This window comes from Saccharopolyspora thermophila, assembly GCF_014646075.1.
Classification (GTDB): domain Bacteria; phylum Actinomycetota; class Actinomycetes; order Mycobacteriales; family Pseudonocardiaceae; genus Saccharopolyspora; species Saccharopolyspora thermophila.
The window spans coordinates 314,267-327,391 of sequence record NZ_BMMT01000003.1 but is presented as its reverse complement, the minus strand read 5'-3'; the positions used below and the strand labels follow the sequence as shown (position 1 = coordinate 327,391).

Here is a 13,125-nt window from a genome sequence, read left to right as displayed (position 1 = left end):
GCGCCGCGGAGCTGGCCAACACCATCAGCACCGTCGTGACGATCATGGGCGAGGTCGTCTCCTTCGTCCGCGAGTTCGTCCGAGACCTGGTCGCCGACTGCATCTCCCGGCTCATCACCTACGCCCTGGAAGCGCTGGCCCCGCCCGGGGTCTCGCTGGCATGGGTGGTGCCGCAGGCGGTGGGGTTCATCGGCAGGACCGTTGCCCGCATCGCGAAGATCGTCACCAAACTGATCAGGACGATCAGCAACGTGGCGCCGAAGCTGGCCAAGCTGGTCGAGGTCTTCGGCGACATCATGAAAGCCCTGGGCAAGCTGGGGAAGCAGGCGGCCGACGGCGTCCGCGCCGCGGCGGGCCGCATCGGCAGGGTCGCGGACAGGCTCGACGTCGCGGGCAAGCTCTCGGACAAGGTCGCCGAGAAGGCGTGGAAGAAGGTCGACGACACCTTCGGCACGGACGTCGTCGGCAGGCACAACGCGACGTTCGACGCCCCGGGCGAAGGCTCCGACGGCAGCGGCTCGAGCAACGGCTCGGGCTCGTCCGGCAGTTCTGGTGCATCCGGCAGCGGGTCTGGCTCACCGGGCGACGGCTCGGGTCCGGGTGGGAATGGCTCGGAGTCGTCCGGCGGTCCGCCCGGTCCCGCTGGCGCTTCGCCCGGGGACGGCTCCGCGAGACCGACCGGCTCCGGAACCGGTGGCGGTTCGCCGGAGGCGTCCGCCCGGACTGGCGCCCCCGCTTCGTCGTCCGCAGTGGACAGTCCGACCGCTACGGCGGAAAGTCCCCGCGCTGCCGCCGTTTCCGACGGTGGTGCTGCGGCGCACTCCGGCTCCGGTCCGTCCAGCGCGCCGCAAACCGGTGGATCGGGGATCGGTCCATCCGGTGGCGGCGTCGATTCCTCCGGTGGTCCGCACCCGGGCGGTTCCGGGTCATCGCCCCACGAGGTGCCCACCCACCCGGCGGGCACGTCGTCGGCGAGTGTGGAAGCCCCGACTCGACCGGACGCACCCACAGCTCCGCCGAGCATCGCCCCGCCGCGCGCCGACCAGCCGGTCGCCGGCAGTGGCGCGATGGGAGGTGGCCCCGTCGGCGGCCCAACGACAGGTGCCGCACCGAGTGTGCCCCACACCGGCCGCCCCGGCGCTGGAGGCTGGACAGGCACGCCCGGCAACCCGGGCGCGGCAGGCCGTCCGGTGGGGCCGCACCCGGGTGGTCAGCGGCCGACCGCCCCGCGCCCGGTTGCCCCGGTGCAGGCGCGTTCCGCTGACGCGCAGCGGTGGGACGGTCTCCGGCGTGACGACTTCGCGACCGCCGAACCCCAGGGCTCGCCGAGCTGGGGACCGGGCAGCGCGCCGGAGCGGCCGGTCGACCCGGAACCCGCACCGGACGGCTGGTCCACGACGGAGTCGATGGCTGCCGAAAGGCCACCCGAAGGAGACCCGTCCCAGCACCGGTGGGACGTCCGGGCCGGGGTCAGGGACAGCTCCCCGCTGAACATCTCCGACGAGCTGAAGGCCAAGCTCGGCACAGACGGCCTGCAGCGCATCCTGCACAGCCGCGCCGGGCTCTCGATGGTCCACGGGCGACCAGACATGCACGACGTGGCCGGGAGGCGCCGGTTGCCGGACCCCATGCCGGACCCGCGCCGCTTCACGGTCGAGGTGCACGGCAGCCCCAACGGCGTGTCGGTCCGGGGCGTCGAACTCAGCGCGAAGGGCCTTGCCGAGATCATCAAGGGGTCCCCGGCCTACGAACCGGGCACGCCGGTCCGCCTGCTGTCCTGCCGGACCGGCGCGGACCTGCCGGACGGCAGCCCGAGCTTCGCCGAGCAGCTGTCGAAGGAACTCGGCGTCGAAGTGCTGGCGCCGAAGACGGACGCCTGGGTCGACAACCACGGCAACATCTACGCGAGCGGCAGCCAGGCGAGGTTCGAACCGGACGCCTCCGGCACCCCGCAACCCCACCTGGACGACCCGGGCGAATGGGTCGCCTTCCGCCCGGACGGCACCACAGCGGTCCACGAGAGCCCCTACCCCCCGGGCCACGAACCGGAATGGATCCGCCACGGCGTCCAGGCCGACGCAGCGGAACGCCGGGGCATCCCCCGCGAGTTCCTCCATCCTGGTGGACCCGCGTTCAGCGGCATGCACCACCGCCTGGACGACTACGGGACGCCGATACCCGGACATCTCTCACCCACCGGCGAGTTCGTCCCGCACGGTCATCTCGACGCCTACGGGACGTGGGTGCCGCACGGCCACGTCGACGACCTCGGCCGCTGGGTACCGGGACGCCTGGACGCCGACGGCAGGCTGGTTCCGTGCGGGCACTACGACGCCCACGGCCAGTGGATCGCGCACGGCCGCACGGACGAGCTCGGCCGCTGGATCCCGGTTCACCGGGACGCCAGCGGCTACCACGACCTCGGCCGCTTCAACCCCCGCACGCACCAGTGGGAGCCGCTCGGCCACGTCGACCCGAACACGGGCAGGTTCCACCCCGGTCAGACTCCGCCGGCGGCGGCACCCCACCATGTCCCGCGCGCAGGCCACGGGCCGAACCCGGCCACCACGCCTGCGCACGCTGGGCAGCCGCCGTACCCGCCGCGCAGGCCGCAGCCACCGGTGATGCCCCAGCGTCCGCATGCGGGACCGCTGGCTCCGCCGCGCCCACCACAGCAGCCCGCCGGGCCGCCGCACGCCCCGCGTCCCGGCGAGGGCTTCGGTCCGCGGGGTTCCGGTGGTCGTACCGACGGTGGTTCCGGTCCGGCTGGTGGAAGTGCCAGAAGCGACTTCGATCCGATGGGTGTCGGCGATGGGCGTGCCAAAGGCGGCTACGTTCCGGCGGACCCGAATGCGACTCCTGAAGCACGCCAGCGACTCAGAGAGAAGTACATCAGTCAGTTCGGCGAAGACCCGGACATCCTGGACTGGATTGACGAAGAAGTTGACAAGGAGCTGGGGCCGCGCAAGCCCCAGCCTCCCCTGCTGAACTTCGAAGTCGACAAATCCGTTCAGCCGGTCGCCGCTCCGGACAGCAGGAACCCGTTCGGCAGCGTGGCGGACAGCAGCGGGATGGACCAGGCAGCCGTCGAGCACGCCCTTTCCCATGGGCGACACGACGTGCATCTGCACTGGCGCGACGACCTTGGCGAGCTCTATCGGCATGACAATCGCCATCCCAACGAGATCTGGGGCGGGAAGGTCGGTTTTGAGCCGAAAACTGATGAGCTCAGCCTGCGCAACCACTTCGACGGGAACAACGGCCAGGGTGGTGGCCTGGTCTCCACCACCCGCGACCACGACTACGCGCGCGACCGAGCCATCGCCGGAGCAAGGGGAGCGGGCCAGAGATTCGCGTTCGTATACCGGATCGACGCAGCGGGCGGTCTCGACATGAACATGTCATCGAGCAATCTGGGGCACGACGTGGATGAGTCCGAAGTGGCCTTCGTCGGCGGAATTGACTTCCGGTACATCCCGAGTTGCGACGTCTACGATGTGCAGACCGGGGAGCTGCTCGGGACGTACCACAACCCCTACTACTACAAGAACCTCCAGGGCTGATGAGCATGTCAGAGAGTGAACAGCCAGTCGGTGTGCCGCCGATCACGCCTGCGATGCGGGCGGAGGCACGCAAGCGGGCTGGGGGTTACCTGTACGTGGTTGATCGCATGTACGACCCGAACGGTGATGTTCCGGCGCATGCGATCAAGGGTGTGTTCGCGGTCGATGACAACGGCGAGATCGGGCAGTTCCAGGCCAATCCCCACTATCGGCCGTCGCCGGTCGAGCGCGGGGTGCCGTGGGTGAACTGGCTCGACCGCGGCATGCGGTTGACCATGGCCGGCCGGATTGACCAGTACGTTTTCCTCCAGCTGATCGCCAAGGCCGTGTTGCCCGTTCTCGTGACACCGGACGGGCAGCTGATGATGCTCACCACTCCGGATGCTCCTCGTCTGACGGCGTATGTCGGGTCCAGCCTGGTGCCGGAGGATGCGCGCGCGGAGCTGATGTACCTGCCGAGGTTGTTGCGGGTGCTCCCGCCAGAGGTGGTCCTGGTGGTCAACGGGAGTGCCGAGTTGCAGGTGCAGTACCCGGTTGCGGACCTGGTTGCCGCGCTGCGCAACGACGGCCTGCTCCTGGCCAACCCCTCGGGTGGTCTCGACGTCGGCCCATCGCATTGGGTACAGCACAGTGCACGGCTTGCCGAGCTGGTCGACATGCCGACGTTCACGGCGATTGAGCAGGCCCTGGCCCGGTGGGGAAAGCTCGCCGAGGTCAAAACCGACCGCAGTCGCGCCGTCGAGGTCGCGATCACCGCCGTCGAGGTGCTGGTCAAGGGCGGGGTCACCGATCCGGACGTGCTTGCGGCCACGGCGGTTTTCAACGCCATTGACCCCCTCTACGGCGGTGATCGCCTCCGCGTGACCAATGCGGACGAGGAGCAGACACGGGTGCTGGCGCTCCTGCGGTCGGCAGTGAGCCCACAGGATCCGTCCGAGGAGGACGGTGTCGAGGTCGCGGACGGACTCGTGTACCACCTCTACGCCGAGCACCTGAGCACGATGCCCTGGCAGGTGCGGGCGATCGTGCTCGCCAACCGGATCGCCGATGCCGTCACGCCCTGGGTGCCGGCTGACATACGCGATCACCGGCAGTACGAGCTCTTCAAGCCGCTGCGGGCGTGCTCGGTCGACTTCCCGGCCGCCCTGCGAGTGCAGGTCGCCGAGCACGTCGGTACCGACCCGCGCCGAATGCGGCCGTGGAAGCTGGATCCGGAGCCGCGGGTCTCCATCACCTCCCCTGCCCAGGCCATCGAGCGCGCTCGTGCTGCCACCGGCGAGCCGGCCGATCCGGCGCACACGGAGGACATCGGGCTGGCGTACCTGGTGCGCTTCGAGAGCGACCCCGAGCACGTCCACTTCGTGCACAAGGTGTGGGAGACCGTCATCCGCGACAACGACGGCCCGAACGCCATCGACCACTACCGCGCCAAGTACGACCTGTTCCCGTTCGAGGAGCCGCGTCAGGAAGCCGGTCGGCAGGCAGCGGCGCAGGTGTCCGTTGATCCCCATGAGCGGTTCGTCGGGTCGATGCTGGCCGGCGCGATGGGGGATGCCCTGGGCTTCGCCATCGAGCCGCATGACATGCCGACGATCCGGCAGGATCACGGGCGCGTCGGGCTTTTCGTTCCGGTGCTGCGGGATGGTGTCGCGTGGATCTCCGATGACACGCAGCTGATGTTGTTCACGTTGGAGGGGCTGATCCGGGCGCATGTGGCGCGGCGGCTCAAGCCGACCGACAACGATCCGGTTCCGGAGGTGCAGCACGCCTACCAGCGGTGGTTGCACACCCAGGGGCAGCCGTGGGCGGAGGTCGGCGGGCCGTACGTGCGGCATCTTCCGCAGCCGGATGGTTGGTTGATCGGCAACCCCGGGTTGTTCCGGCAGCGTGGTCCGGGGGCGACCTGCCTTTCGGCGTTGCGGGCGTTCGCGCGGACGCACCGGCACGCGAGTCCGCAGTTCCCGGGCAACGACTCCCAGGGCTGCGGTGGCGTCATCCGGGCCGCGCCGGTTGCGGTGTGGTCGAACGACCCGGCCGAGGTGTTCTTCGCGGCGGTCGGTACCGCTGCGTTGACCCATGGTCACCCCAGCGGATTTCTGCCCGCTGGAGTGCTGGCGGTGATCGTGCACCAGTTGATCCGGGGCGTGTCGTTGCCGGACTGCGTCGGGTTGGCGCGGGATCTGTTGCTGCGGTGGCGTGGGCATGAAGCGCAGCTGCGGGCTCTCGACGCCGCGGTGGAGCTGGCGAAGCGGGGGCCGGTCAGTCCGGAGGAACTCGAGAAGACGCTGGGCCGGGGCACGGTCGGTGCGGAAGTTCTCGCGATCGGCCTGTACGCGGTGCTGGCCACCGACAACGTGCGGGACGCGCTCGTGCTGGCGGTGAACCACTCCGGCTACTCCGCCTCGACGGGGATCGTGGCGGGCAACATCGCCGGTGCCCGCCACGGTGCGCGGGCCGTTCCGCCGGAGTGGCTCGCGACTCTGGAGTTGCGTGACGTCGTCGAGACGATGGCCAAGGACGCCCTGGCGGAATTCAGCCCCGGGCCACCGAACGACCAGGTCTGGATGCGGCGCTACCCGGCGTGGTGAGACACGACGGTCCACTGGGGACGAGGAGGTGGCATGACGGAATCGCAGGATGCGCGGATGACCGCGCGTGAGCAGGTGACCGGACAGCACGCCGCCGAGCAGCCGCCGATCGATCCGCATGAGCGGTTCATCGGGTCGATGTTGGCCGGGGCGATGGGGGATGCGCTGGGGTACGCGATCGAGTTCCACGACATCGGGATGATCCGGCGTCATCACGGGGAGGCCGGGCTGACGTCACCGGTGTTGCGGGACGGCGTGGCGCAGATCTCCGATGACACGCAGCTGATGTTGTTCACGTTGGAGGGGCTGATCCGGGCGCATGTGGCGCGGCGGCTCAAGCCGGCGGACAACGATCCGGTTCCCGAGGTGCAGCACGCCTACCTGCGCTGGTACCACACGCAGAACCAGCCGTGGGAGAGCGCCGGCGGGCCCTATGCGCAGCACCTCCGGCAGCCCGACGGGTGGTTGATCACGCACCCGGAGCTGTTCAGCACCCGGGCGCCGGGAAGCACCTGCATGTCCGCACTGGCCACCTTCGCGCGGACCCACCAGCACGCCACGCCGGAGCACCGGATCAACGACTCCAAGGGCTGCGGTGGCGTCATGCGGGCCGCGCCGGTCGCGGTGTGGTCCCACGACCCCGCCGAGGTGTTCCACGCCGCGGTCGGGACCGCCGCGCTGACGCACAGCCACCCCAGCGGCTACCTGTCCGCCGGGGTACTGGCGGTCGTTGTGCACCAGCTGATCCGGGACGTCCCGCTGCCCGACGCCGTGCGGATGGCGCGGGATCTGCTCATCCGGTGGCGCGGGCACGAGGAGCAGCTGCGCATCCTCGACGCCGCCGTCGAACTCGCCAGGCGAGGCCCGATGCGACCCGAGGCGCTCAGGGACAACCTCGGTGAGGGCTGGGTCGGCGAGGAAGCGCTCGCCATCGGGCTCTACGCCGTGCTGGCCACCGACACCATGCGGGACGCGCTGCTGCTGTCGGTGAACCACTCGGGGGACTCGGACTCCACCGGGATCGTGTGCGGCAACATTGCTGGGGCGCTGTACGGGGCGCGGGCCATTCCGCCGGAGTGGCTGGCGACCCTCGAACTGCGCGAGCTGGTCGAGGCGCTGGCCGGCGACGCGCTTGTCGAGTTCAGCCCCGGCCCGCCGACCGATCCGGCCTGGAGCCGGCGTTACCCCGCCTGGTGACCACGAGGGAGACCCTGCGATGACCGACGCTCCATCCGGCTCGCCGCTGACCTGGGCCGATCGCTTCCGCGGCGCGATGCTCGGCGGCGCCGTCGGCGACGCCCTCGGCGCCGGGGTGCGGACCGCGACCACCGCCGAGATCCAGCAGTGGTTCGGCCCGCGAGGCGTCGTCGACTACCTGCCGGTGTTCGGGCGGCGCGGCGCGGTCACCGACGTGACCCAGCTGACCGTGTTCACCCTGGAGGCGCTGCTGCGTGCCCGGGCGACCGGCGCGTCGTCGGCCGTGCCGGCCATCGAGGCGAACCACCTCGCCTGGCTGCACACCCAGGGCGTGCCGTGGGCGTACGCCACGTCCAAGTACGCGGCCGGCGAACCGACCGGCTGGCTGCTGCAGCGACGCGAGCTGTACTCCACCCGCAATCCCGGCGGCCCGGCGCTCTGTGGCATCGGCCGCCTGGTGCATCGGCCGCCCTTCCCGGACGCCCAGCAGCTGGACCCGCCCCTCCCGGACGGACTGAGCGACTGCATTGCCTGGACCGCGCCGGTGGCCGCGTGGAGCCAGGACCTCAACTCCGTCAACCAGGAGGCCAAGGCCGCGGCGGGCCTGCTGACCGGGCTGGCCGACGTGCTCACCGCGACCCGCCTGCACGCCGACGTGCTGGCGCAACTGCTGCTCGGACACGGCCTGTGGCCGTCCGTCGAATCGTGGCAGGCGCAGCGCGCCTTCACCTCGAACACCCGCCCCGGCGGCGCGCTGCGGGCCGTGCACGCCGCGATGTTCGCGACCAGCGGCGGACGCCGCCCCACCCCCACCCAGCTGGACATCGAGTTCGACACCCGGAGCGGCCCCGGCGACCTGGGCGTCGCGCTGGCCGCGGTCGCCGCCGGCAGCAGCTTCGCGGACGCGGTGGTCATCGCCGTCAACCACTCCGGCGACAGCGCCGTCACCGGGGCGCTGGCCGGACAGCTGGCCGGGGCCCTCCACGGGCCGTCCGCGATCCCGCGGCGCTGGCTCGACGAGCTCGAGGTGCGGGAGGTCATCGAAACCCTCTGCCAGGACGCCGCCGAGGCGTTCGCCCCGCCGCAACGGCCGCAGTGGGCCCAGCGGTATGTGGCGAACCCGCGGCAGCTCGGCGCCCCCGCGGCGAACACCGTGGAGGGTTCTGCCGAGCAGACCATGGTGATGCCGGCCATCGGGGCCGCACCGCCGACACCGTCCCAGGGCATCGGCGCCCCGACATTCCCGGCGCAGCGCGAGCCCTTCGAGGTCACCGAACCATCCGACACCGGCCCCATCCCGGCGCCGCGCCTGCGCTCCGCGGAGACCGCGGTGGAGTCCACGGCCGTACTACCGGTCGTCGACGACGACCGGTCCGGGGCCGAGCCGAGCGTCCCGGCCGACGACCTCCCGGCGCAGCCCGAGGACGTCGCGGTCCAGCAACCGCCGGGTTCGCAGGACGACGTCGAGCAGCCCGAGGACGCTCGTGACCTCGACGAGGTGCCGAGCGTGCGCCGGGCGTCGTTCGAACGCATGCCGGTCGACCTGGAGCCGCCCGCGCGGGCCCCGATCGACCTCGAACCGACCACACCCAGCAGCGACGCCCCGGCGCCCGCTCCGGAGTCGCAGGTCCCCGAACCCTCGCTGGCGCAGGCGCCGGAGGAACGCGACGCCGACCTCACGACCCATGAGTCAACCCAGGAGGACCTCCCGGCGGACGGCATCGAACCGCAGCGACCCGATCAGCCGTCGGACCCCGCATCCGGTCGCTCGGTGGCGGGTGCCTCACGCCCGGCCGACGACGATCCGGCAGCCGCCGAGCCCGCGGCGGTCGAGGAGTCCGTCGGCAGCGAAGCCGAGGAAGCGGAGTCCACGGGCGAGCTTGGCCCCGTCGATGCCGAGGCTTCGGCCGTGGCCGAAGCTGCTCCGGGGCAGGAGCCCGCAGCGGGACCGGACGGTGCGACCGGGCTCGGAGAAGAACCGGAGCCGGAGGCCGCGGCCGGTATCGATGACCTGGCATGGCCCGGTGGCGTGGCCACGCCGGGGGCCTCGGCCGAGCCGGACGGCCCAGTCAGGCCGGACAGCACAGTCGAACCGGAAGCTGGGGCGGACCGGGAAGTGGGGTCGACGGCTGAGCCGGAGACCGCAGGCGGACCGGAACCGATGGACCACGAACCCGTTGCCGCCCGCTCGGTCGAACCCGATTCGGTCGGCGATCCCGCTCATGCCGCCGAGTCCGTCGCCGACGCCATGCCGGAGACCGATGTCGCCGACGTCGACCGGGATGGCGACCCCGGATTCCCCCACACCCCGGAACCCGCCCTCGACCGGGAACCGGCGGCCGAGGCGGAGCCGGACGGTGCTGCCGCCGAGACAGCTCCCGCCGCCGCGCCGATCGCGCGGGGGGAACACGCCAAAGTAGAGGGTCCCGGGGACAGCGCTCCGTCGTTGACCGAGCGTGTGCTGGGTTGCTTCCTCGGCGGTGCGCTCGGTGACGCGTTCGGCGCGGACCTGGAGTTCAGCACCGCCGCGGAGATCACCGCCCGCTTCGGCCCCGACGGGCCGCGCGGGCTGCGCGAGGCGTACGGCGTGCACGGCGCGATCACCGACGACACCCAGATGACGCTGTTCACCGCGGAGGGCCTGATCCGCGGCAGCGTCGCGCAGCGCATGCTCGGCACCGAGGACCCCCTGGCCGAGGTGCAGCTCGCCTACCAGCGGTGGCTGCACACCCAGGGCGTGGCGTGGGAGTCGGCCGCCGGACCGTTCCTCGCCGACTACCCCGCTCCGGACGGCTGGTTGATCGAGGTTCCCGGCCTGTTCAGCACCCGTGCCCCCGGCAAGACCGTGTTGCGCGCCCTGCAGGACTTCGGGGCGGGCCGCCCGGCCGGTTCGTTCACCGAGCGCATCAACGACTCCAAGGGCTGCGGTGGCGTGATGCGCGCCGCCCCGGTCGCGTTGACCTCCACCGATCCCGCGGCGGTGTTCCGGCTCGCCGCGCGCACCGCGGCGCTCACCCACAGCCACCCGGCGGGCTACCACTCGGCGGGCGCGCTGGCGGTGATCGTGCAGCAGGCGCTGCTTGGCCGCAGCCTCGACGACGGGGTGTGGCTGGCGCTGCAGGTGCTGGAGACCTGGGAGGACCACGAGGAGACCACCGCGATGCTCAAGGCCGCGGTGGAGCTGGCCGAGGCCGGTGTGCCGACCCCGCAGCGGATCGCCGAGCGGCTCGGCGGTGGCTGGGTCGGTGAGGAGGCGCTGGCCATCGCGGTGTGTGCGGCGCTGGTCGCCGGTGACGACGTTGAGCTGGCGCTGCGCGTCGCCGTGCACCACGACGGCGACAGCGACTCGACCGGGGCCATCTGCGGCAACATCGTGGGCGCCCTGCACGGCGTTGGCGCGTTGCCGGTGGACTGGCTGGCGGAGCTGGAGCTGCGTGACGTGGTCGAGCAGGTGGCGCTGGACTGCGTGGCCGAGTTCGGCCGGGGTGCGTTCCAGCCAGGCCAGTCCTCGATCGAGCCGCCGACCGACGAGGACTGGCACGAGCGTTACCCTGTCCGTCCACAGTGGTCGTCCGTGGTGGAGCCCGCACCGCGGTCCGACACCGGCGCCGCGCCGGAGTTCCCGGCGCCCAAACCCGCACCGCGGCACATCAACGGCGTCGTCCACACGCGAGCGTTCGAGGGGGACAACCAGTGATCCTGGGGCGGCCGATCGCCGGGGCGGTCTGCGCGGTCGACGGCGAGCTGCGCCCGTTGCTCGACATCACCGAGGCCGGTGCGCAGGTGGGTGGCAGCCCGCAGCCGGTGCCGGTCGAGCAGGTCGCGGCGGTCTTCGTCGAGCAGGAGGACGCCCCCCGGCCGGTGCCGCACCAGTTCCCGGCGCGCGCCGCGTTCGGTTCGGTGCCGGACCGCTCGGCCGAGCACCGCGACCTCCTCGACGCCCTGCGCGACGCCGTCGAGGCCGGGCTGCCGGAGGGCTGGCGCGCCGCCCAGGTGGACTGCACCGCGCTGGGCACCCGCGTCGAGATCACCGCGACCGTGACCACCGACGCGGAGCACCCGTGGCTGCCGACCCAGGAGGTCGTCGACTGCCTGCGTCGGCTGCGCGCGATCGACTACGCGCCGGAGCCGGGCGCGTGGACCGCGGCCCGCTTCCGCCTGGACCGGGACGGCGCGGACCTCCGCACCGGGTACGACGCCCCACGGTGGCTGCGCTCCGGTGACCACCAGCGCACCCACCACGACGAGCTGCGTTACTTCCCGCGGCACGACGCCCCGGAGTGGCTGCTCGAACCGGCCTGGGCGTATCACCAGGCAGCCCGCGGCGAGGCCGAGCTGCCCACCGGGGTGCGGATGGTGCAGGTCTTCGACGGCCGCGGGGCCGACGACCGCCCCACGGCCCACCGGCCCGCCCTGCCGTGGACGGAGAAGCGGATGGTCCTCGACTACCTCGCTGCCGGCGAGATCCTGCTGACCGCGCACGGCGGCTCCCCGGACGAGCTGGACCCGCAGCGCCCGCCGGAGGTGCCCAAGCAGTTCCACACCGACGGCACCTGGGTGTGGCCGCTGGCGATGGCCTACTACCTGGACGTGCACGACGTGGCACCCCCGCGGGACTTCCTCGACCACATCCGCCGCAACGGTCACCGGCCGCCGGAGGTGGTCGCCGAGCGCGCCGCCGCCGAGGCCAAGGCGCTGGTGCTGGGCGCCGACGCCGACTCGCTGGAGGTGTCCAAGCCCGCCGAGGCGATGGACCTGGCCCGCGGGTTCATCGGTGCCATGGGCATGAGCCGCCGCTACTACAGCTTCGAGCAGCCGATCGAGGGCGGCTGGAGCATGCTGCGCGAGTCCGACGGCTGGTGGTCGGTGTTCTGCGTCGACGGCGGCGCGGTCAAAAACCGCTCCCGGTTCCCCGAGCCGTTCGCCGCCGCCGCGCACCTCATCGGTGCCATGGCGCTCACCCGCGACCGGTTCCTGCGGGCCCCGGACGAGCCGCTGGAGGACTTCGAGTGCCCGATCCGGCCGCTGCCGGGCGAGCCGCCACTGTCCGCCTACGACGGCAAGCGGCTGGTCGACCTGCGGGCCGGTGACGAGGTCGACCGGTTCGGCCCACCCACCGGGAACACCGTCTTCGTGGCGGGCACGACGCTGCCGCAGCGCTCGATGCCGCCGCAGCAGCCCCCGGGCGACTACCGCCGGTACCGGGTGCTCCACGGCTTCGAGGTGGTCTCCGGGGTGGTCCGGCCCGAGCACGGGCAGGTCGGCGGTGGCACCGCGTTCGTGCTGCCGAACACGCTGGAGCAGCTGGTCGCCGACGGCTGGCTGGCGGAGGTGTGACCGATCTCGCTCAGCGGGAAGCCCTTGTCAGGGCGGGTACAGTGTGTGGCGAGCAAGACGTGAGCTCGCACTCGGGAAGGTGGCCGCGATCGGCGGCCGGTGATCGAACAGAGTGATCGAGCAGGTCAAGAGGGACCCCGTTTTGACCCCCTGAGAACGGGGCGGGTATCTTTGTTTATCGGACCCGACAGCCATCGGGTCGATCCGCATGCCCGTGCATGACGTGGTCGCCACGTGTTGGTCGGCCGCGGCAGCGCCGAGGATGTGTGGAACTCCTCTCGACAACCCTCTGGGGTCGTTCCCGTTGGGGCGCACCGGCGCCGAAAGGCCGAGGAGCGGGCGACACGCCCGACCTCGTGGTGTGGGGGGAGCCTGGAGAACACAGTGCCTGACAGGTGCTCGACGCCAGGGCACGCGGAGCTCGAACGAGCTGCTGCTTG

At 71.9% G+C, this 13,125-nt stretch carries 5 protein-coding genes; all 5 read left to right on the top strand.

Going from position 1 to position 13,125, the window contains the following annotated elements; all coding sequences use genetic code 11:
- On the top strand, positions 1-3,563 hold a 3,563-nt coding region (locus IEY17_RS07725), incomplete at its 5' end, for a scabin-related ADP-ribosyltransferase (protein WP_422662579.1).
- A gap of 107 nt (positions 3,564-3,670) precedes the next feature.
- Positions 3,671-6,151, top strand: a complete 2,481-nt coding sequence (locus tag IEY17_RS07720; protein WP_229679924.1) for an ADP-ribosylglycohydrolase family protein — start codon at positions 3,671-3,673, stop codon at positions 6,149-6,151.
- A gap of 33 nt (positions 6,152-6,184) precedes the next feature.
- Entirely contained in the window at positions 6,185-7,348 is a 1,164-nt protein-coding gene (locus IEY17_RS07715; protein ID WP_229679923.1) for an ADP-ribosylglycohydrolase family protein, read from the top strand.
- A 19-nt stretch (positions 7,349-7,367) separates the two neighbouring features.
- Complete coding sequence (locus IEY17_RS07710) at positions 7,368-11,045, top strand: ADP-ribosylglycohydrolase family protein (protein WP_188986590.1); 3,678 nt, start codon at positions 7,368-7,370, stop codon at positions 11,043-11,045.
- Complete coding sequence (locus tag IEY17_RS07705; protein WP_188986589.1) at positions 11,042-12,685, top strand: TNT domain-containing protein; 1,644 nt, start codon at positions 11,042-11,044, stop codon at positions 12,683-12,685. Before IEY17_RS07710 ends, IEY17_RS07705 begins: the two co-directional genes overlap by 4 nt.
- Positions 12,686-13,125 lie beyond the last annotated feature (440 nt).